We start from the raw sequence: 26,940 nt of genomic DNA, 5'->3' as shown, positions 1-26,940 counted from the left end.
ACAGAGGGTCCAGCAACGCTTCCGAGCGCACGGCGGGTCTCGCCGGACGGGCCCCTGACACCTGGCGGGCGGGCCGGTTATCGTTTCGAGAAGGCAACTTAACCGGGCAAGATCGGACGACCGGGGCACAGGGTGTCACCGTCACCGCAAGCGACCAGCCGGAACGACCGACCGCCCCGGGCAACCGACCACCCGGGCAACCGACCACGTGCAGCAGGCACCGAACCGAAGGAGCGCCGCCGGTGAAACGGCCGACCATCGCCGACATCGCCCGCCGAGCAGGCGTATCCAAGGGCGCGGTGTCGTACGCGCTCAACGGCCAGCCGGGCGTCTCCGAGGCCACCCGCCAGCGGATCCTGGCCATCGCGGCGGAGATCGGCTTCAACCCCAACAGCGCCGCCCGCGCCCTCTCCGGAGCCACCGCGAACGCCGTCGGACTGGCGCTCAGCCGACCGGCGCGGATCCTCGGCATCGAGCCGTTCTTCATGGAGCTGATCAGCGGCGTCGAGGCAGAGCTGTCGGCCCGGTCGTACGCGCTGACCCTGCAGGTGGTGGCGGACACCGAGGCCGAGATCGCCGTCTACCGACGCTGGTGGGGCGAACGGCGGGTGGACGGGGTGCTCGTCTGTGACCTGCGCGTCGACGACGGTCGGGTGCCGGCACTGGAGGCCCTGCAACTGCCGGCGGTGGTGATCGGCGGACCGGGGCGCACCGGCTCGCTGTCCAGCGTCTGGTCCGACGACGCGACCGCCCTGGTCGAGACCGTGGAGTACCTGGTCGCCCTCGGGCACCGACGGATCGCCCGGGTCGGCGGGCTGCCCGGCCTGCTGCACGCCGAGATCCGGGCGACCGCGTTCACCGACGCCTGCCGCACGTTGGGCCTGGACCAGTGCGTCACGGTGCCGTCGGACTACACCGGCGAGGAGGGCGCAAGGGCCACCCGGCGGCTGCTCAGCACGCCGACCCGGCCCACCGCGATGATCTACGACAACGACGTGATGGCGATCGCCGGCCTCTCCGTCGCCCAGGAGATGGGGCTGACGGTGCCGGGCGACCTGTCGATCGTGGCCTGGGACGATTCGCCACTGTGCCGACTGGTGCACCCGCCGCTGACCGCGCTGGGCCGGGACATCCCGGCGTACGGCGCCCGCGCGGCCCGCCAGTTGCTCGCCACCATCGCCGGCGGTCCGGCACAGACCTTCCAGGACGACACGCCCCGGCTGACGCCGCGGGGCAGCACCGCCCCGCCTCGACCCTGAGCGACCACCGGATTACTGAACCGATTAAGTTGCCCATCGGTCAACTGCCACAAACCGGTCAGCCGACGTACCGTTGCCAGCGCCGGGTCTCGTCGCTGCGCGAACCCGGCACGGGTTATCCTCGATCCGGTCACGCGACTGGCGCAGCGAAGGTGGAACCGACCACCGGGGAGCGACCACTGACGTGCGCCGCGCGCCTGGGTGCACCGTCGACGGCACCGCCGTGCCCGGCACTGCCCGGGGGCGACGGCGCCGCACCGACACCCAGGAGGGCACGTCGTGCACGTACCGCAGATTCCGTACCTGACCGCCGCCGATCCCCAGCTCGCCGCGCTCGTCGAGGGCGAGGCCCGTCGCCAGCACGACAAGCTCCGGATGATCGCCTCGGAGAACTACGTCTCCACCGCCGTACTGGAGGCCAGCGGCACGGTGCTGACCAACAAGTACTCCGAGGGCTACCCGGGCCGGCGCTACTACGAGGGCCAGCAGTTCGTCGACCCGATCGAGACCCTCGCGATCGACCGGGCGAAGTCGCTGTTCGGCGTCGCGCACGCCAACGTCCAGCCGTACTCCGGCTCCCCCGCCAACCTCGCCGTCTACCTGGCCTTCCTCTCCCCCGGTGACACCGTGCTGGGGATGTCGCTGCCGATGGGCGGGCACCTCACCCACGGCTGGTCGGTCTCGGCCACCGGAAAGTGGTTCAACTCGGTGCGCTACACCGTTTCCCGCGACACCGGCCGCATCGACTTCGACGAGGTCCGCGACGTGGCCCGCCGCGAGCGCCCGAAGGTCATCTTCTGCGGCGGCACGGCAGTGCCCCGTACCATCGATTTCCCCGCCTTCGCCGAGATCGCCCGCGAGGTCGACGCGGTCCTGGTCGCGGACATCGCGCACATCGCCGGCCTGGTCGCTGGCGGCGCGCACCCTTCACCGGTCGGGCACGCCGACGTGATCACCACGACCACCCACAAGACGCTGCGCGGCCCGCGCGGCGCGATGATCCTCACCACCGAACAGCACGCCGCCGCGATCGACAAGGCGGTCTTCCCCGGCCTGCAGGGCGGCCCGCACAACCACACCACCGCCGGTATCGCGGTCGCGTTGCGCGAGGCCGACACCGACGACTTCCGCCGGTACGCCCACCAGGTGGTCGCCAATGCGAAGGCGCTGGCCGCCGCGCTGGCCGAGCGGGGCTTCGACCTGATCTCCGGGGGCACCGACAACCACCTGATCCTGGCCGACCTGACCGGCAAGGGCGTCGCCGGCAAGCCGGCGGCGCAGGCCCTGGACCGGGCCGGCATCGAGCTCAACTACAACACCGTGCCGTACGACCCGCGCAAGCCGTTCGACCCGTCCGGGATCCGGCTGGGCACCGCCGCGCTCACCACCCGTGGGCTGACCGAGGCCCAGATGCCGCAGGTCGCGGCCTGGATGGACGACGCGGTCACCGCCGCCGTCAAGGACGACGACGCCGCGCTGGACCGGATCGCCGGTGAGGTCGCCGACCTGCTTGCCGGTTACCCGATGCCCGGCTACGCACCGGCCTGACCAGGTCGGGACGTCCCTACCGGTCGGCCGGCCGGTCGTGGTCAGTACGACGGGGTGGGGAAATCGGCGATGTACGCCTCGGTCCGCTCCGCAGGAGCGGGGCGGGCCAGGGCGTACCCCTGACCGAACCGGCAGCCGGCGGCCTGAGCCTGGCCGACCTGCTGGGCCGTCTCCAACCCCTCGGCGATGATCTCCAGGCCGAACCGGCGGCCCAGCTCCGCCACCACGTCCAGCACCGGTCGGGCCGGGTCGGACCGGCTGGTCGAGTCGGTCACCAGGGACCGGTCGATCTTGACGAAGTCCAGCGGCAGTCGGCGGAGCTGGCCGATCGCCGCCTGCCCGGCGCCGAAGTCGTCCAACGCGATCCGCACGCCCCGGGCCCGCAGCTCCGCCAGCTGGACGATGATCTCCTGCTGCTGATCGGCGGCCAACGACTCGGCGACCTCGACGATCAACTGTTCCGGCGTCATTCCGTTGGTCTGCAGCACCGCCACCAGGTCGGCCGCGAACCCCGGTGCGGCCAGCTCGACCGGGGCGACGTTGACCGACAGCCACAGCTGATGGCCCTCCCGTGCCCAGGACGCCAGCTGACGACAGGCGGTAGCCCGCAGCCACCGGCCGATCTGCGGCAGCAACGACAGGTCGGTGGCGACCAGCAGCAGCTCCGCCGGCAGCACGGTGCCCAGCACCGGGCTGCGCCAGCGCAACAACGCCTCCACCCCGACCGGTTGGCCGTCGGTGAGATCGATGATCGGCTGGTAGACGACGTCCAGCTCGCCGCGCTCGGCGGCGCCGGGCAGCTCACGCTCCAGATCCAGCCGACGGACCAGCTGCTCCTCGAGATAGGAGTCGTACCACTCGACCCGGTTCCGGCCGAGCTGGCGGGCCCGTCGCCGGGCCAGGTCCGCCCGGCGCAGGACGTCGTCCACCCCGTCGCCGCCGCCGAGGTCGGCCATGCCGATGCTGGCCTGCAGATGGACCAGGACACCGGGCAGTTGCCACGGCTCCCGCAGCACCGAGATCAGCCGGGCACCGACGCCGTAGGCCAGCATCGGCCCGGCCACCGTGACGACCGCGAACTCGTCGCCGCCGAGCCGGGCCACCACGTCGTCCGGACCCACCGTGTCGCGCAGCCGGCGACCCGCCTCGATCAGCACCGCGTCCCCGGTCTCCCGGCCGTACTGCTCGTTGACACTGGTCAGGCCGTGCAGGTCGATGATGAGCAACGCCCCCGGCTGCCCGGGCAGTTCCTGCGACGTGGCCAGCTGACGCATCAGTTCCCGACGGTTCGCCAACCCGGTCAGCTGGTCGGTGAAGCCCAGTTTGTGCAGCCGGCGCTCCAGACGCACCCGCTCCCCCACGTCACGCACGTGGACGACGAGCGCCCGGACCTCGGGGACGTCGCGCTGGTCGGTGACGGTCGACTCGGTGTCGCGCCACCGACCGTGACCGTCGCGCAGCCGGGCGGTCACCAGCGGCACGCGTCCGGAGCGGGGCAGCCGGCCGGTCGACACCCCGGTCAGGATGAGCATCACCTCGGCGGCGTCCTCCGGGTGCATCAGGTCGGTGAAGGGCCGGCCGAGCACATCCGCATCGGCCAGCCCGAACAGCCGGGCGGCGGCCGGTGACTGCCAGCGGACCAGCAGGTCGTCACCGAGGATCAGGGTGAGATCGTTGCCACCGGAGACCAGGGACCGGAAGTGCGCCTCCTGCTCCGAGAGCCGACGGGCGTAGGCGCGCACGTCGGCGGCGGCCATCACCTCGCGGACCACCAGCGTCGGGATCACCGCCAGGCCGAGCAGGATCGACGTACGGTCGAACGAGCCCTGCACCGCCAGGTGGTAGCCGGCCGCCGCGGTCGCCACCACCGCCGGCACCGTCAACAGCGGGTACGCCGACAGCCGCCCGCGCAGCGGGACGACCCGGACTCCGCCGGCGCGCAGGGCACGCCACGCACCGACCGCCAGCAGCAGCATGCCGCCGACCACCGGGGCCGCCGCCAGGCACCAGAGCCGGTCGTCGGTGCCGTACGCGAAGCAGACCGTCAGGGCCGCCAGGCCGACCAGTAGGGCGATCGAACCACCACCGCAGAACGGCACCGACGACAGCTGGCCCCGCACACTCAACACCGTCACCGCGATGACCGCCCCGACGCCGATCACCCCGAGCTGGGCGACCAGCACGGTCGCCGGCACCCCGCTGGCCGGGGAGAGCAGCCAGCCGGCGAAGATCAGACTGGTCGCCATGCTCAGTCCGTCGAACAGCCGCCGCCACCGCAACGACCAGGTCTCCGCGACGCCCGGTAGCAACAGGATCGCGACCAGGTGCCCGGCCAGTGTCGGGACCAGCCCGGCCACCGCCACCTCGGCCCGTACCGTCGCCGGAGCGACCGCCGCGACGCAGACCGCACCGACCCCGACCACGGTCGCCCCGACGAGCACCCCGGCACACCGGCAGGCACGGAAGTCCCCGGAGCGGGCACGGGCGACGCGGGCGGTGCGTATCAACCGCCAACCAGGACCGCAGACGCCGAACATCATCGCGCCGAGCAGCGCGTGCGGGGCGGCGACGAGGCCGGTGCCACCGGCGACGAGCAAGGCCACGGCGAACAGGACCGATGCAGGTAGCAGCAGACCGCCGTCGGCCGCCCGGTGGTGACGCAGCTGCGCGCGTGGCAGCTGAGGGGATGCTTCAGGCAAGGCGGCCATCGCCTCCACGGAAGGGGTCGGGGGCAGGCGGCACGCACACCCGGCGGCCGACCTGTGCCGAGAGCAACGAGACAGGTGGCGATCGGGTTACGGGTCGACCGTACGAGATTTTTCCACAGCGGTCGGTGTGGCCGACCCGACCACCGGCGACCACACCCGCGCACCGGCGCTCACCAGCGGGATGCCAGGATTGTCGGATGAGTCGCAGGGTCATCGTCCGGTTCCGGCCCCACCAGGCGATCATGTTGGCGGCGATCCTCGCCTTCGTCGGATCGCTGCCGCTGGCCAGCACCCGCTGGTACTTCCTGCCGATCCTGCTGGTGCCACTGGCGATCGCGCTCTGGGCGGTCCGCGCCGGCACCGACGCCGACGCCGACGGCCTGCACGTGCGGGCCCTGCTCGGCCAGCGGCGGATCCCCTGGTCGCGCGTTGCCGAGCTGACCGCAGACCCGCACGGTCGGGCGGTGGCCCGGCTCACCGACGGGCACCGCGTACCGCTGCCGGCGGTCCGCGCCGGGGACCTGCCCCGGCTGATCGCCGCCAGCGGACAGCCACTCGGTCCGGCCGGCCCGGCGACTGAACCGGCCGGCCCGGCGGACGCCGCAGCGACCCCGACGGATCAGTAGCCGTCCACCACCACGTTGTCCAGCGGCTCACCCCGGACGAACCGACCGATCTGCCGCCCGGCCAGCGCGTAGGCGCGCGCCCGCAGTCCGCGTACCGACCCGGCGATGTGCGGGCTGATCACGACGTTCGGCAGCCCCCACAGTGGATGTTCGGGGGGCAGCGGCTCGGGATCGGTCACGTCGAGTACGGCGTGGATCCGGCCGGCGGCCAGTTCGGCGGTGAGCGCGTCGGTGTCCACCACCGGGCCACGGGCGGCGTTGACCAGCAGCGCCCCGTCGCGCATCGCCGCCAGCGTCGCGGCGTCGACCATCCCCCGGGTCTGCGGGGTCAACGGCACGACCAGCACCACGATGTCCGCCTGCGGCAGCAGCGCGGGCAGCTCGTCGACGCCGTACACCTGCTCCTGAGGCCGTGCGGTCCGGGCCACCAGGGTGAACTCCACCTCGAACGGCGTCAGCCGCGCCCGCAGCGCCGCACCGATCGAGCCGGCACCGACGATGAGCACCCGCTTGCCGGCCAGCTCGTCGGTGGGGGCGAACCTGTCGTACGACCATTCCCGGCGGTCCTGCGCCCGGATGAAGCCGGCGAAGTCGCGCAGGTGGGTGAGGATCGCCGCCACGATCCACTCCGCCGTCGACGAGTCGTGCACCCCACGGGCGTCACAGAGGGTGACCTGATCGGGCAGCCGGCCCGCCCAGGCGTCGGCGCCGGCGGAGAGCAGCTGGACCACCTGCAGGTCCGGCATCCTGCCGACCAGCTCGGCGGCCTTCGGTCGGGCCAGGAACGGCGGCACCCAGAACCGCACACCGGCCGGCGACGAGGGCAGCTCGGCGGGGTCGGCGACGACCTCGACGGTCACCTCGTCGGGCAGCGGGCCGAGCAGTTCCCGACCTTGCCGGTGGGGGATCCAGACCTTCACCGCTCCGACGATAGCGGGCCGCCGGGACCCGGCCGCCGTAACCTGCTGCCGGGCTCTGCCTCGTCACCTGGCAAGCGCCTCGGTGTGTCCCCCGGCCGGCGCCGGGCGGCCCACCACCCCGGCACCAGGGTGACCGACCCCGGTCAGCGGTACTAGGTTGGCTGCCATGTGGACCGATGACGCGACGGCGACGGTACGGGTGCGGGCGATGCGCCCCGCCGACGCGGCCGAGGTGCTCGGCATCTACCAGGCGGGCCTGGACACCGGGCTGGCCAGCTTCGAGACGACCGCCCCGGACTGGGCGACGTTCGACGCCGGTCGGCTGGCGGGACACCGGTGGGTGGCCGTCGACGACGCGGACGGATCCCTGCTGGGCTGGGCCGCGGTCAGCGCGGTCTCCAGCCGGCCGGTGTACGCCGGCGTGGTGGAGAACTCGGTGTACGTCGCCCCGGCGGCCCAGGGACGCGGCGTCGGCACCCGGCTGCTCGACGCGGTGATCTCGTCGACCGAGTCGGCCGGGATCTGGACGGTCCAGGCCGGGATCTTTCCGGAGAACGGCGCGAGCCTGGCGGTGCACACCCGCGCCGGTTTCCGTACGGTCGGGACCCGGCAGCGGATCGGTCGACGTGACGGCCGCTGGCGGGACGTGGTGCTGCTGGAACGGCGCAGCCCGGTCGTGGACTGAGCCCGACCGGGCCGGTGCCGGTGCCGGTGGCCCGGCCGGTTGTCCGTGGGCAGGTCAGGCCGGCTCGTAGGTCATGCAGTCGGCCATGTCCCGGCTGGGTCCGACCCGGATCGACGGGGCCCGGCACTCCAGTTCGGCGTTGAACCGGCAGTCGGCACGCTTGCAGGCACCGACCTGGGCGATCACGGCGTCCAGTCCTCCCTTGGCGGAGATGTCGAAGAAGGTGGTGCAGCTGGCGCTGTCCGCCTCGGTGCCGATGGTGATCGCGAAGGCGTGACAGCCTTCGTGCTGGTTGTACGCACACTCCACGGCGGTGCACTCCTGCACGCGGGGCATCTCCATCATCGCGGTCATCGTGGTCCTCCTAGCTCGGCGGCATCCGGCAGCGGCGGCCTCGCCGCTGTGATGAAACCGTATTCCACTACGACCGAATATAGGGCCCTTATTCAATTGTTGCAATTTCGGAAACCCTTACCTAAGCCGAACAACGATAATTTTGGCTATCCTTACCTAAGGCAAGGTGATGCAATTTGGTTACCCTTACCTGACCGTTCCGGGGGCACCGTCGGATGCGGATATGGGGCAGCGGGCTAGTCTGGTGCGGGTGAACGCCCGTCTGCCGTCGCGCCGCCAGTCGTACCGCTGGTCGCCGTACCGCCGTCTGTCGCGCCGCACGACCACCGCGACCGTCGCCGCCAGCCTGACCGCCCTGCTGCTCGCCGGCGGCTGCACGTTCGGCGAGCCGGAGCCGGACCAGGCTGGGGCGCCCCCCACCTTCCCCGCCCCCACGGCGACCCCGACCGGCGGCGGCGTGGACCAGCAGATCGCGGTCACCGTGCTGGCCAGCGGGCTGGCGGTGCCGTGGGGGGTGGCGTTCCTGCCGGACGGGGCGGCGCTGGTCACCGAGCGCGACAGCGCCCGAATCCTGCAGGTCGGGCCCGGTTCCAGCACCGACGGGCTGGACGTCACCGAGGTGCAGACGATCGACCAGGCCGACAGCGGCGGTGAAGGCGGGCTGCTCGGCATCGCGGTCTCCCCCGACTACGCCACCGACGAGACCGTGTTCATCTACTACTCCACGGCGCAGGACAACCGCATCGCCCGGCTCACCCTCGGCGGCGAACCGGAGCCGATCGTCACCGGCATCCCGGTGTCCGGCATCCACAACGGCGGCCGACTCGCCTTCGGCCCCGACGGGTACCTCTACGCCACCACCGGCGACGCCTCCGACACCGGGCTGTCCCAGGATCCGGAGAGCCTCGGCGGCAAGATCCTGCGGATGACGCCGGACGGCGAGCCGGCACCGGGCAACCCGACGGCCGACTCACTGGTCTGGTCGCTCGGGCACCGCAACGTGCAGGGCATCGCCTGGGATACCCAGGACCGGCTGTACGCCACCGAGTTCGGCCAGAGCACCTGGGACGAGATCAACCTGATCGAGCCGGGCGGCAACTACGGCTGGCCGCAGGTCGAGGGCACCGGCGACGACGACCGGTACGTCGATCCGCTGGTCGTCTGGCCGACCGAGGAGTCCTCCTGCTCGGGGGCGGCCATGGTCGAGCGGGTCCTCGTCGCCGCCTGCCTGCGCGGCGAACGGCTGTGGCTGGTCGAGATGACCGACGACGGCACCGTGTTCGGGCAGCCCCGCGCGCTGCTCACCGAGGAGTACGGTCGGCTGCGTACCGTCGTGCAGGCACCTGACGGCTCGGTCTGGGTGACCACCTCGAACACCGACGGCCGGGGCGAACCGGCTCCGGAGGACGACCGGATCCTCCGGCTGGTCTTCGCCGACGGCGGAGCCGGCCGCAGCTGACCGGGCCGCCGTTTCCCTCCCCAGCAGGCAGGCATGATTCGACAATGAGTGACGAGCAACCAACCGACTCCCGTACGGCCGGCGGCCGGCCACGGCGCGCCGTGCGGCGGCTCGGACCCTTCGCCCGGGCCGTGGCCCGCCAACTCGGCCGGGCCGCCCGGTCCCGGCCGACCCGGCGGGCCGGTACCGCGCTGGCCGTGGTCGCGGTCAGCCTGGCCGGCATCGCCATCGGCATCCTGCTCGGGGCCCGTACGGAGGTCGACGTCGGGCCGTTCCGGGCCGAGATGGCGGTCACCCCGGCGGTCGACGGCGGCACCACCGTGGCGATCCCACCGCTCGGCGCGCTGCATCTGGACAGCCACGAAGGGCCGGTGCAGCTGTCCATCCGGCTCGGCTCACTCGACCAGGGCCGTACCCTGGCGCTGCTCGACGACCCGGCGGCGATCACCCGGGCCAGCCAGACCGTGGTCAGCGACGTCACCGAGGGGGTGCTGCGGCTCGGCATCCGAACCCTGGCGGTGGCGGTGCTGGCCACCCTGATCCTCGCCGCGCTGGTCTTCCGCGACACCCGCCGGGTGGCCTGGTCCGGCACGCTGGCGCTGCTGGTCACCGGCGGCAGCGTCGGGGTCGCCGCGCTCACCCTGCGTCCGGAGGCGATCGAGGAGCCCCGGTACGAAGGTCTGCTGGTCAACGCCCCGGCGGTGGTCGGTGACGTGCAGCAGATCGCCAGCAACTACAACCGGTACGCCGAGCAGCTGCAGCACATCGTCACCAACGTCAGCCGGATCTACACGACGGTGTCGACGCTGCCGGTCTACGAGGCCGCCGAGGGCACCACCCGGGTGCTGCACGTCTCCGACATGCACCTCAACCCGACCGGCTGGTCGATGATCCGGACCGTCGTCGAGCAGTTCAACATCGACGTCGTCATCGACACCGGCGACATCACCGACTGGGGCAGCGAGCCGGAGGCCAACTACGTCGCCTCGATCGGCCTGCTGGAGGTGCCGTACGTGTTCATCCGCGGCAACCACGACTCGGTCCGTACCCAGGAGGCGGTGGCCGGCCAGTCGAACGCGATCGTGCTGGACAACGAGATCACCGAGGTCGCCGGGCTGCGGATCGCCGGGATCGGCGACCCCCGGTTCACCCCGGACAAGCAGACCAGCCCGGCCGACGGCGGGTTGTCCAAGCCGGCGGCCGAGCAGGTCATCGGGGTCGGCGAGCAGCTCGCCGCGACGATCCGGGCAGCCGATGAGCCGGTGGACATCGCCCTGGTCCACGACCCGGTGTCGGCCGGCCCGCTCTCCGGCGTCACCCCGCTGGTGCTGGCCGGGCACACCCACAACCGGGAGGTCCGCCGGCTCGCCGAGGTGCCGGGCGAGCAGTCGACCCTGCTGATGGTGGAGGGCTCGACCGGCGGGGCCGGGCTGCGCGGGCTGGAGGGTGAGGAGCCGACCCCGCTGGCCATGTCGGTGCTCTACTTCGGTGCCGAGGATCAGTTGCAGGCGCACGACGACATCCGGGTCGGCGGCACCGGTCAGGCGCAGGTCACCCTGGAGCGGCACGTGATCGCCGCACCGGTCGACCCGGTCGACCCGTCCGCGACGCCCACCACGGACCCGGCCGGCCCCGGGCCGGCCAGCCCGGTCCCCGGTCCACCGGTACCCAGCCCGTCCTGACCGGCACTCAGCCGCCCTGACCAATGCCCGGCCCGGCCCGCCCGGGCCAGCGCCCCACCGCGGTCTAGAAGGATCTGGCCGGTATATCGACCACGATCCTTCTAGATCGCCCGATCGTGGCGCGCCGGCCGGCTGACCGCGCCGGGGCGGCGTAGCGCCGATGCCCGTACGGTCACCATCATCATCTGTCCTTCGCGGTCGCCGTGCAGCCGATTGCCGAGCAGATGAATCCATTCGATCCTCGGGTGATCGGCTTCCGCTCGGACGTGAATGACGCGGAGTCGCAGCATTCCGTCGCCGTTGAGATAGTCGGCCGCGCCGATCTCGATGATGTCCCACGGTTGCACCAGCGGCGGGGTAAGCGGCTCAGTCATCGCCACCTGCCCCGATCGTCGGGCTGTCGGTGAGCCAGATGCCGACCGAGTCCAGCAGCCGGCGGATGGTCCGAGCGGCGTCGCGGTCGTACCGGTCCAGATAGGCCACTGCGAGCCGTAGCGCCGGACAGACGATCGTGCCGCAGCGTGGACATCCGGTGATCGGGTCGGGCAGGTGTATCGCGGCCAGGTGTCGGGCTCGGGCGATCACCGGGTGGTCGACGTAGCCGGGCACGGCGCTGCCGGTCGGCACCGACATCCAGCCGAGTACGCCGTGCCGGCGTACCGCACCGGGCTGACTCACCACTCCGGTCGGCCGCAATTGATCTTTGCCATTCTTCCTTGCGCCATGAATCCCCCATCGGGACAACGATGGACGCCTTCTCGAATTCGCCACACCTCCACCCTGGACTCCGCCACCCCCGCAATGGAAGATGGGCAGCACACCCGTACCGCCCGCATCCGGGCCCGGGTGAGTCCTGCCCACCGCAAAGCAATTCTGTAGCGAAGATGGAGGAAGCGAATGTCTGGACCCGCAAGCGCTTACCTGGTAGCGGAACTGCGCCGCCGACGCGAGTTGGCCGGGCTCACCCAGGAGCAGTGGGGGGCAGCCCTGCACTGGTCGGCCCAGCACGTCAGCTCGATCGAGCGCGGCGTCCGGCCGATCCGGCTCGACTACCTCGCCGCCATCGACCGGGTCTTCAACTGCGACTACAGCACCCTCTACGCGCTGCTGCTGCGGGCCGAGCGGGCCCCGGTCTGGCTGCGCCCGTGGCTGGAGCACGAACGGGAGGCGATCATCCTGCGCTGGTACGAGCCGATGCTGGTGCCCGGCCTGCTGCAGACCGAGGCGTACGCCCGCGTCGTGCTCACCCAGGCCGGGGTGGCGATCGACGACGTCGACACCACGGTCGGCGACCGGCTCAGCCGCCAGGAGATCCTGCACCGGGCCGAGCGGCCGTGCCGCTTCGTCGGGGTGATCGACGAGGCGGTGCTGACCCGGGCGGTCGGCGGCCCGGCGGTGATGCGCGAGCAGATCCTGGCGCTGATCGCCGCCTGCGACCGGCCCAACATCTCGCTCCAGGTGGTGCCGACCGGGGTCGGCGCCTACCCGGGGCTGAACGGCCCGTTCACCCTGGCCAGCCTGGAGGCTCGGGCGGCGGGCTTCATCGACGGGCCGCTGGAGGGCCAGACCATCGAGTTGGAGGCCGATCTGACCAGACTGGAGCATGCCTGGGAGTCGCTGCGGGAGTACGCTCTGCCCAGCGAGCAGTCCGTGGCGTTGATGCAGGAGGCGGCAGACAGATGGGCGTGACCACCGATCCTCGACCGGCCTGGCGGACCAGCAGCCGCAGCAACGGCACCGGCGGCAACTGTGTCGAAGTCGCCGACAACCTGCCCGGCCGGGTCCTGGTCCGCGACAGCAAGGACCGCACCGGCGGCACCCTTGCCTTCACCCCCACCGCCTGGCAGACCTTCGTCAGCCACACCGCCCGATAGCCGACCCGAGCCGCGTCGGGCAGTGCCCGACGCGGCTCGTCAGCGGTAGCAGGCGCGCGGCTCGCCTCAGCCCTGCGCGCCGAGGCGGGACAGGATCAGCTCCCGGACCGTACGGGCGTCCGCCTGGCCCTTGGTCGTCTTCATCACCGCGCCCACCAGGGCACCGGCCGCCGCGACCTTTCCGTCGCGTACCTTCGCCGCGATGTCCGGGTTGGCGGCGATCGCCTCGTCGACGGCGGCGGTCAACGCACCGGTGTCGGAGACGACACCCAGACCCTTCGCGGTCATCACCTCGGTCGGCGTGCCTTCTCCGGCGACCACCGCCTCCAGGACCGTACGGGCCAGCTTGTCGTTGAGCTTGCCCGAGTCGACCAGGCCCTGCAGCTCGGCGACGTGTGCCGGGGTGACCCCGAGCGCGCCCAGCTCCACACCGGACTCGTTGGCCCGGCGGGCCAGCTCACCCAGCCACCACTTGCGGGCACCGGCCGGGGTGGTGCCGGCCGCGACGGTCTGCTCGATCAGCTCGACCGCGCCGGCGTTGACCACCGACTGCATGTCGTGGTCGGTCAGCCCCCACTGCTCCTGCAGCCGCTTGCGGTGCACCCGGGGCAGCTCCGGCAGGGCCGCCTTCAACTCGGCCACCCAGGCGGCGTCCGGGGCGAGCGGCACCAGGTCCGGCTCTGGGAAGTAGCGGTAGTCGGTGGCGGTCTCCTTGGACCGGCCCGACGTGGTGTCGCCGCTGTCCTCGTGGAAGTGCCGGGTCTCCTGCACGATCCGGCCACCGGCGTCGAGCACCGACGCCTGGCGCAGCATCTCCGCGCGTACCGCCCGCTCCACCGACCGCAGCGAGTTGACGTTCTTGGTCTCGGTGCGGGTGCCCCACTCGGTCTGCCCGACCGGGGTCAGCGACGTGTTGACGTCGCAGCGCAGCGAACCCTGCTCCATCCGTACGTCGGAGACGCCCAGCGAGCGGATCACGTCCCGCAGCTCGGTGACGTACGCGCGGGCCACCTGGGGTGCCCGGTCACCGGTGCCGGGGATCGGCTTGGTGACGATCTCCACCAGCGGGATGCCGGCCCGGTTGTAGTCGACCAGCGACTCGGTCGCGCCGTGGATGCGGCCGGTCGCGCCGCCGACGTGCAGCGTCTTGCCGGTGTCCTCCTCCAGGTGCACCCGTTCGATGCCGATCCGCACGATCTCGCCGTCGACCTCGACGTCGAGCCAGCCGTCCACGCACAGCGGCTCGTCGTACTGGCTGATCTGGTAGTTCTTCGGCATGTCCGGGTAGAAGTAGTTCTTCCTGGCGAACCGGCACCAGTCAGCGATCGAGCAGTTGAGTGCCAGCCCGATGCGGATCGTCGCCTCGATCGCCGCCTTGTTCGCCACCGGCAACGAGCCGGGCAGCCCGAGGCAGACCGGGCAGACCTGGGTGTTCGGCTCGGCGCCGAACCCGGTCGGGCAGCCGCAGAACATCTTGGTGTTGGTGCCCAGCTCGACGTGCGTCTCCAGGCCGATCACCGGCTCGTAGCGGGCGACGACGTCCTCGTACGTGGGCAACGCGGTCGTGCTCATCTCACAGCTCCAACTCTCGATCGCAGGTCGGCACGTCGCGGCTCAGAGCTCCGGCGGGGTGAGGGTGCCGACCGCCGACTCCAGGGCGGCCGCGACCCGGTACATCCGGTCGTCGGCCATCGTCGGCGCCATCACCTGCAACCCGACCGGCAGCCCGTCGGCCAACCCGCACGGCACCGAGATCGCCGGGCCGCCGTACAGGTTGGTCGGGATGGTGAACAGGTCGGCCAGGTACATCTGGTACGGGTCGGCGGTGCGTGCCCCGAGCGGGAACGCCACGAACGGCGTCGTCGGCGAGATCAGTACGTCGACCTGCTCGAACGCGGCGGTGAAGTCGCGGGTGATCAGGGTACGGACCTTCTGCGCCTGCCCGTAGTAGGCGTCGTAGTAGCCGCTGGACAGCGCGTACGTGCCGAGCATGATCCGCCGCTTGACCTCGGGGCCGAAGCCCTGGTCACGGGTCAGCGACATGACCTCTTCCAGTGACCGGTTGCCGTCGTCGCCGCTGCGCAGCCCGTACCGGACGCCGTCGTAGCGGGCCAGGTTGGACGAGCACTCGCTCGGCGCGATCAGGTAGTACGCCGGCAGCGCGTAGCCGAAGTGCGGGCAGGAGACCTCGACGACCTCGGCCCCGAGCTTGGTCAACGCGTCGACGGCGTCACGGAACGCGGCCTGCACGCCCGGCTCGACGCCCTCGCCGGTGGCGAACTGGGTGACCAGGCCGAGACGGACCCCGGTCAGGTCACCGGAGGCACCGGCGCGGGCGGCGGCGACGACCGGTGGCACGGCAGCCGGGATGGAGGTGGAGTCACGCGGGTCGTGCCCGGCGATCGCCTCGTGCAGCAGCGCGGCGTCGAGCACGGTCCGGGCGCACGGGCCGGGGGTGTCCAGCGAGGAGGAGAAGGCGATCAGCCCGTACCGGGAGGTGCCGCCGTACGTCGGCTTGGCACCGACCGTACCGGTGACCGCGCCCGGCTGGCGGATCGAGCCGCCGGTGTCGGTGCCGATCGCCAGCGGCGCGGTGTACGCGGCGATCGCGGCCGCGCTGCCGCCGCCGGATCCGCCGGGGATCCGGGTCAGGTCCCACGGGTTGTACGTCGGCCCGTACGCCGAATACTCGGTCGACGAACCCATCGCGAACTCGTCCATGTTGGTCTTGCCGAGGATCGGCATCCCGGCGGCGCGCAGCCGGGCGACGATCGTGGCGTCGTACGGCGGCCGCCAGCCGTCGAGGATCTTCGACCCGGCGGTGGTCGGCACGCCCTTGGTGGTGACGACGTCCTTGACCGCGATCGGCACCCCGGCCAGCGGGCCGAGTGGCTGACCGGCCGCGCGGGCGGCGTCGACGGCCTGCGCGGCGGCGAGCGCACCCTCGGAGTCGACGTGCAGGTAGGCGTGGACCCGCTCGTCGACACCGGTGATCCGGTCCAGGTGGGCGCGGGTGACCTCGACGGCGGAGGTACTGCCGTCGGCGATCAGGCCGGCGAGCTGCGCGGCGGTCATCCTGGTGAGTTCGGACATGGCTCAGACCTCCTCGTCCAAGATGCGCGGCACCCGGAACCGGCCGTCCTCGGCGTCGGGGGCGGCGGCGAGCGCGGCGTCGCGGTCCAGGCCGGGGACGACGACGTCCTCACGCAGTACGTTGGTCAGCGGCACCGAGTGCGAGGTGGGCGGGATGTCGTCGGCGGCGACCTCGCCGACCCGCGCCACGGACTGCAGGATGACGTCGAGCTGGCCGGCGAACGTCGCCAGTTCGTCCTCGGTCACGGCCAGCCGCGACAGTCGCGCCAGGTGCGCGACCTCCTCGCGGGAGATGGCGGCCATCTGCGCCCCCTTCGTACGGTGGTGGAACGGTCGTCCCGGATCGTCGCGCGGCGTGGCCTGCCGGCACCGGACCCGACGAGTCTATTTCTCGGCCACACCGGTCGGCTCATCGGGCGGGTCGGGCGGGTCGGCCGACGTCGCACCCTGCGCCTCGGCGGGCGGGTCCGGCGGGTCGCCTGGGTCGTTGCGCGGGCCGGTGGGGTCGTTGCGCGGGCCGGGTGCCAGCGGCCGGTAGCGGGCAAGCCAGCTGACCAGTTCGTCGGCCGGCATCGGCCGGGCGTAGAACCAGCCCTGGGCGACGTGGCAGCCGAGGGCGTGCAACCGTCGCCAGGACGCCTCGTCCTCCACGCCTTCGGCGACCACCCGCAGTCCCAGTGCGCGGGCCAGCTCGATCACCGACTGGACGATCGCCGCGTCGTCGGTGTCGGTCGACATCCCGAGTACGAACGACCGGTCCACCTTGACCTCCGACAGCGGCAGCCGGCGCAGGTGCTGCATCGACGAGTAGCCGGTGCCGAAGTCGTCCAGCGCGATCGCCACCCCGATGGCGTCGAGCCGGGAGATGGTGGCCAGCACCCGACGTGGGTCGGCCATCAACGCCCCTTCGGTGATCTCCAGCTGCAACTGGTCGGGCGGGAGGTTGTAGCGGGTCAACCGGTCGGCGATCTGGTCGGCGATCTCCCCGGTGTGCAGGTCGCGGACGCTGACGTTGACTGCGGCGCGCAGCGAGATCCCGGTCGCCGCCCATTTGGCGACCTGCTCGACGACGTCGTCGACGACCCGGCGGGTGAGCAGACGCATCACCGCGCTCTGCTCGGCCACCTTGATCAGCTCCTCGGGGTCGACCATGCCCCGGCGGGGGTGCCGCCAGCGCAGCAGCGCCTCGACCCCGACCACCTCGCCGGTGGCGACCTCCACCTGTGGCTGGTAGTACATCGTGATCTCACCGACGTCGTCGACCTCCCGGCCGGGGTCGGCGGCGTGCGCGCCGTTGACGTCGAGCACCCGGCGCAGGTCGGCCAGCAGGCTGAGCCGTTCCGGGGAGTTGTGGTCGGACTCGGCGGCGTAGACGGCGGTGCCGTCGCCGGTGTCCTTCGCGTCGTACATGGCCACGTCGGCGTGCTGCAGCAGGGTGGCGAAGTCCTCGCCGTGCTCCGGGTAGAGGGCGATGCCGACCGAGCCGCCCACGTCCAGTGGCAACCCGTCAAGGGCGACCGGCTCCGCCAGGGCGGTCACCACCTGGTCGGCGATGTCGCGGGCCTGGTCGGCGCCAGTCAGCCGGGTGGCGAGAATCGCGAACTCGTCACCGCCGAGGCGTACCACCAGGTCCTGCGGCCGGACCACCATCGCCAGCCGCAGCCCCACCTCGACGAGCAACCGGTCCCCGACCAGATGGCCCAGTGCGTCGTTGACGTGTTTGAAGCGGTCCAGGTCGAGAAGCAGCAGTGCCATCTGCGCGTCGGTGGCGCCACGTCGACGTGCCTCGGCGTGCACCGGCACCTGGTCGGCGATCTCGACGATCAGCGCCTTGCGGTTGGCCAGCCCGGTCAGCGGGTCCAGCCGGGCCGAGCGTTCCTGCTCACTGGCGAGCGCGGCCATCCGGTACACCGCGTACAGCGGCACCAGGACCAGCGGGATCAATGCCGGATCGGCCTGTGCGGCCACCACCAGGACCGGCCCGAGCAGCAGCAACGACCCGGTGGAGAGCAGTTCGAACCCGACACCGCGCTGCGCCGCCCGCCACCACCGGCCGCCGAAGCGCAGTCGGATCGCCAGGGTGACGGTGCTGTAGTTGACCGCCGACCAGGCGGCGGCCGCGCCGACCGCCACCGCCACGTCACTCCAGCCCAGGTCGGTGGTGCCGGCGAAGGCACCCGGCCCGGCCAGCCCGGCGACCAGCGCGGCGGCGGCGAGCGCCAGCGCGTACTGCGAGCTGTTGAACAGCGCCCGCCACGGCACGTGCCGGGCCCGCCAGGCGAAGACCGTCACCGCGACCGCCTGCACCGCGACGGCCGGGCCGAGCCCCCAGGCGAGCAGGATCGCGAAGGTGAAACAGACCGACGGGAAGACCTCGGAGCGCCGCCGGCGGCCCGGCGGGGTGAACGGCCGGGCGTCGCCGACCACCGCGAGCGCGGCCATCAGCCAGAACGCGGCCGGCAGCTGCGGGACCTGCGCCGGCAGCGTGATCAGCGGTGCGGCGCAGACAGCGACCGCAGCCGCGGTGACCCCGCCGACGTATCCGAAGAACAGGGGCGCACGCTCCGGAGGTACGGAGTTCCGCAGTGCCGCGGCCTCCATCTGCCCCTCCCGTCGCGCTTGGCCGGCCGTTGCCGGCTCGCCCGGTCGGGCATCGCGCCGACGCCATACACCTTAGGGACGCCCGGCGACCGGGTCAGGACCGAAGCGCGGTCGTGATTGATTTGAGACGCGGTCAGCGGCTTCCGGTGGGAAATACTGCGGTCCGGGCGGCAATGGCGTAGACCAATTGTTGCCGGCGCACGATATTCGCCCTGGCCGGTCCGCTCACGGCGCCGCTGTCACTGCGGTGCGGTCTCGGCGGGCTCGGGCGCGGTCGTCCCGGCGGGCTCGGGCGCGGTCGTCCCGGCGGGCTCGGAGACGGCGCCCTCGGCCGGCTCGGCGGGCTCGGGCGCGGGGCGGGCGAGCGCCCCGGCCGCCGCCGGACCGTCGGCGAGCAGAACACCGAAGCCCTCCTCGTCGAGGACCGGTACGCCGAGCGACACCGCTTTGTCGTACTTCGAGCCAGGGTTGTCGCCGACCACCACGAACCCGGTCTTCTTGGACACCGAGCCGCTGATCTTGCCGCCCCGGGACTGGACCGCCTCGGCGGCCTCGTCACGGGAGTAGCCGGCGAGCGATCCGGTGACGACCACGGTCACTCCGGCCAGGGGGCGCGGGGCCGTGTCGTCGGCGGCGTCGTCGGCCATCCGTACCCCGGCGTCGCGCCAGCGGCGCACCACCTCCTGGGCGTGCGGGGCGGCGAACCAGTCGGCGGCGGCCGCAGCGATGACCGGGCCGACACCGTCGACGTCGACCAACTGCTCGCGGGTAGCCGCGGCGATGGCGTCGATCGACCGGAACTCACGGGCCAGCGCCTGGGCGGCGACCGGGCCGACGTGCCGGATGGAGAACGCCACGATGATCCGCCACAGCGGACGTTGCTTGGCCTCGTCGAGGTTGGCCAGCAGTTTCTTCGCGTTCTCGGTCAGCTCCCCGCTCTGATTACGGAAGAACTCCACCGCCGACAACCGGTCGGCGTTCAACTCGAAAAGGCCACCGATGCTGGTGACCGCACCGGAATCGACCAGCGCGATCGCCGACCGCTCGCCAAGTGCCTCGATGTCGAGCACGCTACGGCCGGCGATGTACTCGAGCTTTCGGGTCAACTGTGCCGGGCAGTCCAGATTCGGGCACCGGATGTCGGCGTCGCCCTCCTTCTCGTACCGCAGCTCGGTGCCGCACTCCGGGCAGTCGGTCGGCATCACGAACTCCCGCTCGGCACCGGTCCGCAGATCGACCACGGGACTGACCACCTCGGGGATCACGTCGCCGGCCTTGCGGATCACCACCATGTCGCCGATCAGGACCCCTTTGCGGGCCACCTCGCCGGCGTTGTGCAGGGTGGCGAAGCCGACCGTCGACCCGGCGACCTTGACCGGGTCGAGCACCGCGTACGGGGTGACCCGGCCGGTCCGCCCGACGTTGACCTTGATGTCGAGCAGCCGGGTGTTGACCTCCTCCGGCGGGTACTTGTAGGCGATCGCCCAGCGGGGGGCCCGGCTGGTCGAGCCGAGCCGGCGCTGGATGGCCACCTCGTCGACCTTGACGACCACCCCGTCGATCTCGTGCTCGACCTCGTGCCGGTGGGCGGCGAAGTAGGCGACGACCTCTCGCACCCCGGCCAGGTCGTCGACCACCTGCCAGCGCTGGCTGATCGGCAGCCCCCAGGCGGCCAGCCGCTGGTACGCCTCGGACTGGCGTACCGCCTCGAAGCCCTGCCGGGCACCGATGCCGTGCACGACCATCCGCAGCCCGCGCCCGGCGGTGATCCTCGGGTCCTTCTGCCGCAGCGAGCCGGCGGCGGCGTTGCGCGGGTTGGCGAACGGCGCCTTCTCCTGGGCGACCAGGCTGGCGTTGAGCTCGGCGAACGCGGCCACCGGGAAGTAGATCTCGCCGCGCACCTCGAGCAGCTCGGGGGCCTCGCCGGCCAGGCGCTCCGGGATCTGCCGGATGGTCCGGACGTTCGGGGTGATGTCCTCGCCGACCCGGCCGTCGCCGCGGGTCGCCGCCCGCACCAGCACGCCGCGCTCGTAGGTGAGGTTGACCGCCAGACCGTCGACCTTCAACTCGCAGAGGTAGCTGACCGGGCCGCCGGCGTCGCGCTCGACCCGCTCCGCCCAGGCCGACAGCTCGTCGTCGTCGAAGGCGTTGTCCAGGCTCATCATCCGCTCGGCGTGGGTCACCGGCGCGAACTGGTCGGCGTAGGCGTAGCCGACCCGCTGGCTGGGCGAATCCGGGGTACGCAGCGACGGGTACCGCTCCTCCAGCTGGTTCAGCTCGCGGATCAGCTGGTCGTACTGGCCGTCGGAGATCTCCGGGGAGTCGAGCACGTGGTAGCGGAACTGGTGCCGGTCGATCTCCTCGGCCAGGGTGGCGTGCCGCTCCCGCGCCACCGCGTCTGGCTCCTGGCCCGCCTGCGCCTGCTGGGCGGCGCTGACCTGCTGCGGGACGGCTTCCTCGGACACCGGCTGACCTCCGTGATCGGATCTATCTGCGCACCGTATCGGTCGGCACCGACAAGTCCGACCACCGCCCGGCGCCGAAGCCGTCCACGGCTCGGCACTCCAGGCCCGGCTACCGCCCGGTCACCGGCCCTGCACCAGGCTGAACACGGCCACGCCGGCGCACCACAGGAAGCAGAGCACGAACACCACGGCGACGATGGCGACGATCAGCCCGCGGTACATCGTCCACCAGCCGGGGCGCTCCGGCGGGCCGTCGATGCCGTCATCGTGATAGCTCATCACCACCAACCGTAACCGCTGCAGTGACCACGCGCGACGATCCGCCGGTGCTCCCTCGGTGCCGTTACATCTCGGCGAGGCGTCGGCCGGCGTCGCGGCAGGCGGCGAGCGCGGTCCGCGCGTACGCCGGGGTCGCGCCGGCCAGCCCGCAGGCCGGCGTCACCACGACCTGCGCGGCGGCCCGCTGCGCCGGGAAACCGAGCTTCGACCAGAGGGTACGCACGGCGTCGGCCGCCTGCGCCGAGGTCGGCGCGGCACCCGGCTGCCGGGGTGTACCCGGCACGGCGCCGGCGAACAGTCCGAGCCCGGCGTCGATCGCCTCACCGAGCGGATCCAGGTCGGTGACCAGGTCGAGGTCGACGGCGACCGCCACCGCGCCGGCGGCCCGCAGCAACGCCAGCGGCACGGCTGGCGCGCAGCAGTGCACCACCACCGGTACGCCGACCGTGGCGATCACCTCGGCGAGCAGGTCCCGGGCGACGCTGGCGGCCACCGCCCGGTAGGTGTGCAGTCCGCTGTCGGTGCGCACCGCTCCGGCCAGTACGGCGGGCAGCGCTGGTTCGTCGAGCTGCAGCAGCACCTTCGCGCCGGGCACCCGGCGGGTCACGTCGGCGACGTGGGCCCGCAGCCCCTCAGCGAGGGAGGCGGCCAGGTCACGGACCGCACCGTGGTCGCGGACCAGCCGACCGCCAAGCCCGACGTCGAGGTTGGCGGCGAGTGTCCACACCCCGGCGGCCTGCAGTTTGACCGGCCCGACGTACCCGTCGGCCTGCTCGGTCAACTGGTCGAGGTCGCGTTCCCGCAGGTCGAGGGCGTGTCGCAGATCGCGGCCCGGCCGGGCCGCGACCCGCCAGCGGCCGGCGTACAGCTCGATCGGCAGGTCGACCAGGAAGGCCGCGCCGCGCCCGATCAGCTCGGCCCCTGGGCCCCTGGCCGGCAGCTCCGCCAGGTGCGGCAGCTGCGGCAGTTCACCCAGCACGATCCGCTGGGCTTCGGCGACGTCGGTGCCGGGCAGTGAGCCGATGCCGGTGGCGGCACCCGCCGGCCACGGCCAGGACCCACTGAGCTCGCCCCGCGCACCGAGCTCGCCCCGCGCACCGAGCTCGCTCTGCCGGGGCTCGCTCTGCGTACTTGGATCGGTCACGGCGCACTCGGATCGGTCACGGCCACGAACTCTACCCACTCACGCCCGCCCACCGCCCAACATCCCGACGATCTTGCACTTATCGATTGACAATTCGGGCGAATGCTCTCGATAACTGCAAGATCGTCGGGAAAAAGTGAGAACGGCGGGCAGGTCACCCGGTGATGGTGGCCGAGCCGAGCACCACGTCACCGGCCGGGTCCGGCCGGTAGACGACCATTGCCTGCCCGGCGGCGACTGCCCGCAGCGGTCGACGTAGCTCGGCCCGCATCCCGTCGGCGCTCACCTCGACCACCGCCGGCACCACCGAACCGTGCGCCCGGACCTGCAGCATCGCCTCGACCGGACCGTCGGGGCGGGGTCCCCCGATCCACACCGGACGCTCGCCGGTCACCGTGCTGACGTCCAGGGCCTCGGCCGGGCCGACGGTCACCGTGTTGCTGACCGGTGTGATCGACAGCACGTAGCGGGGCCGCCCGTCCGGCGCCGGCGCACCGAGGCCGAGGCCACGGCGCTGCCCGACGGTGAAGCCGTAGGCCCCGTCGTGGCCGCCGACGACCGCCCCGGTGACCGCGTCGACCACGTCACCGGGGGCGCTGCCGAGCCGCTCGGTGAGGAACCGACGGGTGTCGCCGTCGGCGATGAAGCAGATGTCGTGCGAATCCGGCTTGTCGGCCACCGCCAGGCCACGCTCAGCGGCCTCGACGCGCACCTGCGCCTTGGTCGAGTCGCCGAGCGGGAACATCGCCCGGTCCAGCTGCGCCCGGTCCAGCACCGCGAGCACGTACGACTGGTCCTTGGCGGCGTCGACGCTGCGGCGCAGCAGACCGTCGGGGCCCAGCCGGGCGTGGTGGCCCGTCACCACCGCGTCGAAGCCCAGCGCCACGGCCCGGTCCAGCACCGCCGCGAACTTGATCTTCTCGTTGCAGCGCAGGCACGGATTCGGGGTACGCCCGGCGGCGTACTCGGCGACGAAGTCGTCCACCACGTCGGCGTGGAACTGGTCGGCCATGTCCCATACGTAGAACGGAATGCCGATCACGTCGGCGGCCCGACGGGCGTCCCGGGCATCCTCGACGGTGCAGCAGCCCCGGGCCCCGGTGCGGTACGTCTGCGGGTTGCGGGCCAACGCCAGGTGCACCCCGGTCACATCGTGCCCGGCCTCGGCCGCACGCGCGGCGGCCACCGCCGAATCGACCCCGCCGGACATCGCCGCCAGCACCCGCACCGTACCCACTCCTGCCCGCTGTCGCTTCGCTGTCGAGCCTAGCCGGTGACCGATCGGCTGCCCCGGACCGCGCCGGCCCGCCGGGCCCGGTCCACCGCGCCCGGCAACGCCGCCAGCAGCGCGTCCACCTCGGCCGAGGTCGAGTCGTGGCCCAGGCTGAACCGCAGCGACGACCGGGCCCGGTCGTCGTCGGCTGCCATCGCCAGCAGAACGTGTGACGGCTGGGCCACGCCGGCTGAGCAGGCCGAGCCGGTCGAGCAGGCGATGCCCTGCGCGTCGAGCAGCAGCAGCAACGCGTCGCCCTCGCACCCGGGGAAGGAGAAGTGGGCGTTCCCCGGCAGCCGGTCGACCGGGTCACCGTTGTAGACCGCGTCCGGCACCACCGCACGTACCCGGTCCACCAGGTCGTCGCGGAGCGCGCCGACCCGCGCCGCGTGCTCGGCCTGCCGCTTCACCGCGACCTCGACCGCGACGGAGAACGCGGCGATACCGGCCGTGTCGAGGGTGCCGGAACGCACGTCGCGCTCCTGGCCGCCGCCGTGCAGCAGCGGAGTGCAGGCGACGTCGCGGCCGAGCAGCAACGCGCCGACACCGGCCGGGCCACCGACCTTGTGCCCGCTGACGGTGAGCGCGGCCGCGCCGCTGGCGGCGAAGTCGACCGGCAGTTGACCGACCGCCTGGACGGCGTCGGTGTGCAGTGGTACGCCGGACCGGGCGGCCAGTGCCGCGAACGAAGCCACCGGCTGGACCGTGCCCACCTCGTTGTTCGCCCACATGACGCTGACCAGCGCCGTGGTGTCGGCAGCCGTGTCGAGGGCGGCCTGCAGGGTGTCGACGGCGACCCGCCCGTCGGCGTCGACCGCGAGCCAGGTCACCTCCGCGTGTTCGTGCGTGGCGAGCCACTGTACGGCGTCGAGGACGGCGTGGTGCTCGACGGCGCTGGCCAGGATTCGGCGGCGCTGTGGCGCGGCCGCGATCCGGGCCCAGAAGATGCCCTTGACCGCGAGGTTGTCGCTCTCGGTGCCACCGGCTGTGAAGATCACTTCCGACGGTCGCGCGCCGAGCGCGGCGGCGACCCGCTCCCGGGCCTCCTCGACCGTCCGCCGGGCCGCCCGACCGGCGGCGTGCAGCGAGGACGCGTTACCGACCCGACGGGCGGTGGCGACGTAGGTCTCCACCGCCTCGTCGAGCATCGGCGTGGTCGCGGCGTGGTCGAGGTAGGCCATCGTCGACAAGCCTATCCGTCGGTTCGGACGCGGCAGCGGCGGCGGCCGTACCGGTGCCGGTCCGTGACGCGTGGCGGTCAGACCGGTACGGCGGTGACCACGACGTTGTTGCGGTACCGCCGGGCCGCCTCGTCGAACGGCCCGCCGCAGGTGATCAGGGTCAGCCGTACCTCGCCGTCGCGGGCGAAGTACCGCTCCAGTGGGATCACCGACTTGTCGTACTCCTCCCGGCCCACCACCCGGAACTCGCGCACCTGGTCGCCGGCGGCCACCTCGATCCGGTCACCGGCGTCGAGCTCGCGCAGCCGGAAGAAGGCACCCGGTCCCTGACCGGCGCCGTCGACGTGCCCGGCGATCACCACCGAACCGGACCGCGCCTCCAGCCCGGGGCCGAACCGGTACCAGCCGACCTCGTCGACGCTGGGCGGCACGTCGAACTCGCCGGTGTCGTCGGCCACGCCGACCGGGTCGACCCGGGCGACGACACCGATCGCCGGGATCGCCAGTCGGGTCGGGGCGAGCGCGGCGACCGGGTCGGGCAACGCGCCGGGGCGTACCGGTACGGTCGCGGTCGACGCCGGTGCCGTGGCCGACGTCGACGGGCTGGCCAGCTGCCGTACCTCGTCGGCACCGACGGTGGAGTCGGTGCCGCAGGCGGCCAACGTGACGCTCAGCAGGGCGGCGGCGCTGGCGGCCACGGCCGCCAGCGCCCCTCTGGTGGAAACCGTCACCGACGCGCTGCCGGCCCGGCCACCGCCCGCCGACGGACCGCGAACAGCCCGCCGCCGGCCAGGAGCAGGACGCCGACCGTGGCGGCCAGGTACCAGGCGGTGTTCGACCCGGTGTCGGCCAGGCCACCGGTGCCGCTGGGCACCCCGTCCGGCGCCGAGTGCAGCCCGGAGATGGTCTGGGCGACCACGTTCAGGGTCTCCTCCTCGGCCGAGCCGATGGCGTAGACGATCGTCGCGGTGCCTTCGTTGAGGTTCAGGTCGGTCGGGCCGAGCACCACCGTGTCGGTACCGGTCAGCACGACGTCCGCAGCGACGGTGCCGGCCGGCAGGTCGGCCGACTCCTCGTTGGGGTTGGTCAGGTTCCGGAACACCGGCTCACCACCGGCCCGTACGTCGACCCCGGGGGCCGCCGCCGTGTGCCGGACGATCAGCCGGGCCTGCCCGGCGTCGGTCGCCGAGACGTCGTTGACGAACGGGGTGATCGTCGGCGCGCCGTCGGCACCCAGGTGGGCGACGATGCTGATGTTCGCGCCACCGGGGACGGCGGCGTCGTCGGCGGTCAGGATCGCGTCCGCGACCGGCTCACCGGGACGGGTCAGCGCCAGGTCGTACGACCCTTCCGGCAGTTCGAGGGGTCCGGCGACGTCACCGGGCTGGAAGTTCTCCAGGGTCCGCTCACCGTTGACGTACACGTCGACCGGGGTGCCCGGGATGCCGTGCACCACCGAGACGTCGGACGTCGCGGCGAACGCCGGAGTGGCGGTCACGGCGCTGAGCCCGACGAACGTGGCGAGGGCGGCAGCCGCGCCGGCAGCGGCCCGGCGAGAGTACGTAGCGCGCATTTCTCCTCCTCGGAAACGATTGGCAGCTCTGCTCCGGCGCCGGGGCCCTCGGCGGTCGGCCTTGCGATGAGGGATTCGACCGGGCTCGGGCAGCCGGATGCAGCACGGCCGGATTCTTTTTCCGCCGTACCGCGCCGGGCCCCCGGACGAGCGGTCCGGATCGGCCGGGTGCATCCGTTCGACGGCCGACGGCCGAACCCTGTGGTGACCTGGATT

General features: G+C 72.5%; 24 protein-coding genes and 1 riboswitch. Of the genes, 8 read left to right on the top strand and 16 right to left on the bottom strand.

From position 1 onward, the window contains the following. Nucleotides 1-242: 242 nt before the first annotated feature. Both O7623_RS28950 and glyA read left to right on the top strand, forming a co-directional pair. Nucleotides 243-1,259: a LacI family DNA-binding transcriptional regulator gene (locus tag O7623_RS28950; protein WP_282226098.1), complete on the top strand. Its 1,017-nt coding sequence runs from the start codon at nt 243-245 to the stop codon at nt 1,257-1,259. A 124-nt stretch (nt 1,260-1,383) separates the two neighbouring features. Then, nucleotides 1,384-1,469, top strand: a riboswitch (ZMP/ZTP riboswitch). Nucleotides 1,470-1,538: 69 nt separating this feature from the next. Next, nucleotides 1,539-2,807, top strand: coding sequence for a serine hydroxymethyltransferase (gene glyA / locus O7623_RS28945; protein WP_282226097.1), 1,269 nt, complete (start codon nt 1,539-1,541; stop codon nt 2,805-2,807). 41 nt (nt 2,808-2,848) lie between these two features. On the opposite strand, the gene O7623_RS28940 is transcribed toward glyA, so the two are convergent. Next, nucleotides 2,849-5,515 (bottom strand): GGDEF domain-containing phosphodiesterase, encoded by a 2,667-nt coding sequence (locus O7623_RS28940; RefSeq protein WP_282226096.1) that lies wholly within the window; start codon nt 5,513-5,515, stop codon nt 2,849-2,851. A 197-nt stretch (nt 5,516-5,712) separates the two neighbouring features. Between O7623_RS28940 and O7623_RS28935 the strand changes: the two genes are divergently transcribed. After that, nucleotides 5,713-6,141, top strand: a complete 429-nt coding sequence (locus O7623_RS28935) for a PH domain-containing protein (RefSeq protein ID WP_282226095.1) — start codon at nt 5,713-5,715, stop codon at nt 6,139-6,141. Here O7623_RS28935 and O7623_RS28930 read toward each other — a convergent pair. Next, nucleotides 6,135-7,061, bottom strand: a complete 927-nt coding sequence (locus O7623_RS28930; RefSeq protein ID WP_282226094.1) for a 2-hydroxyacid dehydrogenase — start codon at nt 7,059-7,061, stop codon at nt 6,135-6,137. The genes O7623_RS28935 and O7623_RS28930 overlap by 7 nt on opposite strands. 208 nt (nt 7,062-7,269) lie before the next feature. On the opposite strand from O7623_RS28930, the gene O7623_RS28925 reads away from it, so the two are divergent. Then, complete coding sequence (locus O7623_RS28925) at nt 7,270-7,746, top strand: GNAT family N-acetyltransferase (RefSeq protein ID WP_282229633.1); 477 nt, start codon at nt 7,270-7,272, stop codon at nt 7,744-7,746. Nucleotides 7,747-7,800: 54 nt separating this feature from the next. Here O7623_RS28925 and O7623_RS28920 read toward each other — a convergent pair whose 3' ends face one another. Next, nucleotides 7,801-8,100 (bottom strand): DUF1540 domain-containing protein, encoded by a 300-nt coding sequence (locus tag O7623_RS28920; protein ID WP_282226093.1) that lies wholly within the window; start codon nt 8,098-8,100, stop codon nt 7,801-7,803. Nucleotides 8,101-8,323: 223 nt separating this feature from the next. On the opposite strand from O7623_RS28920, the gene O7623_RS28915 reads away from it, so the two are divergent. Then, nucleotides 8,324-9,559 carry a PQQ-dependent sugar dehydrogenase gene (locus tag O7623_RS28915; protein WP_282226092.1) on the top strand — a complete coding sequence of 412 codons (1,236 nt, stop codon included), beginning with the start codon at nt 8,324-8,326 and terminating at the stop codon, nt 9,557-9,559. A 44-nt stretch (nt 9,560-9,603) separates the two neighbouring features. Then, on the top strand, nt 9,604-11,241 hold the full coding sequence (locus tag O7623_RS28910; protein ID WP_282226091.1) for a metallophosphoesterase: 1,638 nt from the start codon (nt 9,604-9,606) through the stop codon (nt 11,239-11,241). A 101-nt stretch (nt 11,242-11,342) separates the two neighbouring features. On the opposite strand, the gene O7623_RS28905 is transcribed toward O7623_RS28910, so the two are convergent. Then, on the bottom strand, nt 11,343-11,615 hold the full coding sequence (locus O7623_RS28905; protein ID WP_282226090.1) for a hypothetical protein: 273 nt from the start codon (nt 11,613-11,615) through the stop codon (nt 11,343-11,345). Further along, nucleotides 11,608-11,919: a hypothetical protein gene (locus tag O7623_RS28900; RefSeq protein WP_282226089.1), complete on the bottom strand. Its 312-nt coding sequence runs from the start codon at nt 11,917-11,919 to the stop codon at nt 11,608-11,610. The genes O7623_RS28905 and O7623_RS28900 overlap by 8 nt, the downstream gene beginning before the upstream one ends. 219 nt (nt 11,920-12,138) lie before the next feature. Here O7623_RS28900 and O7623_RS28895 point away from each other — a divergent pair, with 219 nt between their 5' ends. Further along, entirely contained in the window at nt 12,139-12,930 is a 792-nt protein-coding gene (locus O7623_RS28895; protein WP_282226088.1) for a helix-turn-helix transcriptional regulator, read from the top strand. Then, a complete protein-coding gene (locus tag O7623_RS28890; RefSeq protein WP_282226087.1) occupies nt 12,921-13,115 on the top strand; it encodes a DUF397 domain-containing protein in 195 nt (64 codons plus the stop codon). Before O7623_RS28895 ends, O7623_RS28890 begins: the two co-directional genes overlap by 10 nt. A gap of 66 nt (nt 13,116-13,181) precedes the next feature. On the opposite strand, the gene gatB is transcribed toward O7623_RS28890, so the two are convergent. The 11 genes from gatB to O7623_RS28835 all read right to left on the bottom strand — a co-directional run bounded on the left by gatB (nt 13,182) and on the right by O7623_RS28835 (nt 26,724). Continuing rightward, nucleotides 13,182-14,687, bottom strand: coding sequence for an Asp-tRNA(Asn)/Glu-tRNA(Gln) amidotransferase subunit GatB (gatB, locus tag O7623_RS28885; RefSeq protein WP_282226086.1), 1,506 nt, complete (start codon nt 14,685-14,687; stop codon nt 13,182-13,184). Nucleotides 14,688-14,729: 42 nt separating this feature from the next. Continuing rightward, complete coding sequence (gatA, locus tag O7623_RS28880; protein WP_282226085.1) at nt 14,730-16,208, bottom strand: Asp-tRNA(Asn)/Glu-tRNA(Gln) amidotransferase subunit GatA; 1,479 nt, start codon at nt 16,206-16,208, stop codon at nt 14,730-14,732. 3 nt (nt 16,209-16,211) lie between these two features. Next, complete coding sequence (gene gatC, locus O7623_RS28875; protein ID WP_282226084.1) at nt 16,212-16,511, bottom strand: Asp-tRNA(Asn)/Glu-tRNA(Gln) amidotransferase subunit GatC; 300 nt, start codon at nt 16,509-16,511, stop codon at nt 16,212-16,214. An 81-nt stretch (nt 16,512-16,592) separates the two neighbouring features. Next, on the bottom strand, nt 16,593-18,809 hold the full coding sequence (locus tag O7623_RS28870; RefSeq protein ID WP_282226083.1) for an EAL domain-containing protein: 2,217 nt from the start codon (nt 18,807-18,809) through the stop codon (nt 16,593-16,595). 239 nt (nt 18,810-19,048) lie between these two features. Next, nucleotides 19,049-21,274, bottom strand: a complete 2,226-nt coding sequence (gene ligA, locus O7623_RS28865) for an NAD-dependent DNA ligase LigA (RefSeq protein ID WP_282226082.1) — start codon at nt 21,272-21,274, stop codon at nt 19,049-19,051. A 120-nt stretch (nt 21,275-21,394) separates the two neighbouring features. Next, complete coding sequence (locus O7623_RS28860) at nt 21,395-21,553, bottom strand: hypothetical protein (protein ID WP_282226081.1); 159 nt, start codon at nt 21,551-21,553, stop codon at nt 21,395-21,397. Between the two features lie 64 nt (nt 21,554-21,617). Beyond that, nucleotides 21,618-22,577 (bottom strand): methionine synthase, encoded by a 960-nt coding sequence (locus O7623_RS28855; RefSeq protein WP_282229632.1) that lies wholly within the window; start codon nt 22,575-22,577, stop codon nt 21,618-21,620. A gap of 274 nt (nt 22,578-22,851) precedes the next feature. After that, on the bottom strand, nt 22,852-23,925 hold the full coding sequence (gene mnmA / locus O7623_RS28850; protein WP_282226080.1) for a tRNA 2-thiouridine(34) synthase MnmA: 1,074 nt from the start codon (nt 23,923-23,925) through the stop codon (nt 22,852-22,854). 38 nt (nt 23,926-23,963) lie between these two features. Next, the gene (locus O7623_RS28845) at nt 23,964-25,151 is read right to left on the bottom strand and encodes a cysteine desulfurase family protein (protein ID WP_282226079.1); all 1,188 of its coding nucleotides are present in this window, start codon (nt 25,149-25,151) and stop codon (nt 23,964-23,966) included. Nucleotides 25,152-25,228: 77 nt separating this feature from the next. After that, nucleotides 25,229-25,882, bottom strand: a complete 654-nt coding sequence (locus O7623_RS28840; RefSeq protein ID WP_282226078.1) for a class F sortase — start codon at nt 25,880-25,882, stop codon at nt 25,229-25,231. Further along, nucleotides 25,879-26,724, bottom strand: coding sequence for a DUF4397 domain-containing protein (locus tag O7623_RS28835; RefSeq protein WP_282226077.1), 846 nt, complete (start codon nt 26,722-26,724; stop codon nt 25,879-25,881). Before O7623_RS28835 ends, O7623_RS28840 begins: the two co-directional genes overlap by 4 nt. Nucleotides 26,725-26,940 lie beyond the last annotated feature (216 nt).

Origin of the sequence: Solwaraspora sp. WMMD791 (genome assembly GCF_029581195.1) — a bacterium.
In the GTDB taxonomy this organism is placed as follows: domain Bacteria; phylum Actinomycetota; class Actinomycetes; order Mycobacteriales; family Micromonosporaceae; genus Micromonospora_E.
Note: the sequence above shows the minus strand (reverse complement) of the source record. Positions and strands in the feature narration are given on the sequence as shown.

Excerpts from the sequence above, each read along its gene's own strand:
- O7623_RS28905 (WP_282226090.1), bottom strand. The coding sequence starts at position 11,615 with ATGACTGAGCCGCTTACCCCGCCGCTGGTGCAACCGTGGGACATCATC.
- O7623_RS28890 (WP_282226087.1), top strand. The coding sequence starts at position 12,921 with ATGGGCGTGACCACCGATCCTCGACCGGCCTGGCGGACCAGCAGCCGC.
- O7623_RS28895 (WP_282226088.1), top strand. The coding sequence starts at position 12,139 with ATGTCTGGACCCGCAAGCGCTTACCTGGTAGCGGAACTGCGCCGCCGA.
- O7623_RS28870 (WP_282226083.1), bottom strand. The coding sequence starts at position 18,809 with ATGGAGGCCGCGGCACTGCGGAACTCCGTACCTCCGGAGCGTGCGCCC.
- O7623_RS28920 (WP_282226093.1), bottom strand. The coding sequence starts at position 8,100 with ATGACCGCGATGATGGAGATGCCCCGCGTGCAGGAGTGCACCGCCGTG.
- O7623_RS28835 (WP_282226077.1), bottom strand. The coding sequence starts at position 26,724 with ATGCGCGCTACGTACTCTCGCCGGGCCGCTGCCGGCGCGGCTGCCGCC.
- O7623_RS28935 (WP_282226095.1), top strand. The coding sequence starts at position 5,713 with ATGAGTCGCAGGGTCATCGTCCGGTTCCGGCCCCACCAGGCGATCATG.
- O7623_RS28860 (WP_282226081.1), bottom strand. The coding sequence starts at position 21,553 with ATGAGCTATCACGATGACGGCATCGACGGCCCGCCGGAGCGCCCCGGC.
- O7623_RS28910 (WP_282226091.1), top strand. The coding sequence starts at position 9,604 with ATGAGTGACGAGCAACCAACCGACTCCCGTACGGCCGGCGGCCGGCCA.
- O7623_RS28940 (WP_282226096.1), bottom strand. The coding sequence starts at position 5,515 with ATGGCCGCCTTGCCTGAAGCATCCCCTCAGCTGCCACGCGCGCAGCTG.
- O7623_RS28915 (WP_282226092.1), top strand. The coding sequence starts at position 8,324 with ATGGGGCAGCGGGCTAGTCTGGTGCGGGTGAACGCCCGTCTGCCGTCG.
- gatC (WP_282226084.1), bottom strand. The coding sequence starts at position 16,511 with ATGGCCGCCATCTCCCGCGAGGAGGTCGCGCACCTGGCGCGACTGTCG.
- O7623_RS28925 (WP_282229633.1), top strand. The coding sequence starts at position 7,270 with ATGCGCCCCGCCGACGCGGCCGAGGTGCTCGGCATCTACCAGGCGGGC.
- O7623_RS28845 (WP_282226079.1), bottom strand. The coding sequence starts at position 25,151 with ATGGCCTACCTCGACCACGCCGCGACCACGCCGATGCTCGACGAGGCG.
- gatB (WP_282226086.1), bottom strand. The coding sequence starts at position 14,687 with ATGAGCACGACCGCGTTGCCCACGTACGAGGACGTCGTCGCCCGCTAC.
- gatA (WP_282226085.1), bottom strand. The coding sequence starts at position 16,208 with ATGTCCGAACTCACCAGGATGACCGCCGCGCAGCTCGCCGGCCTGATC.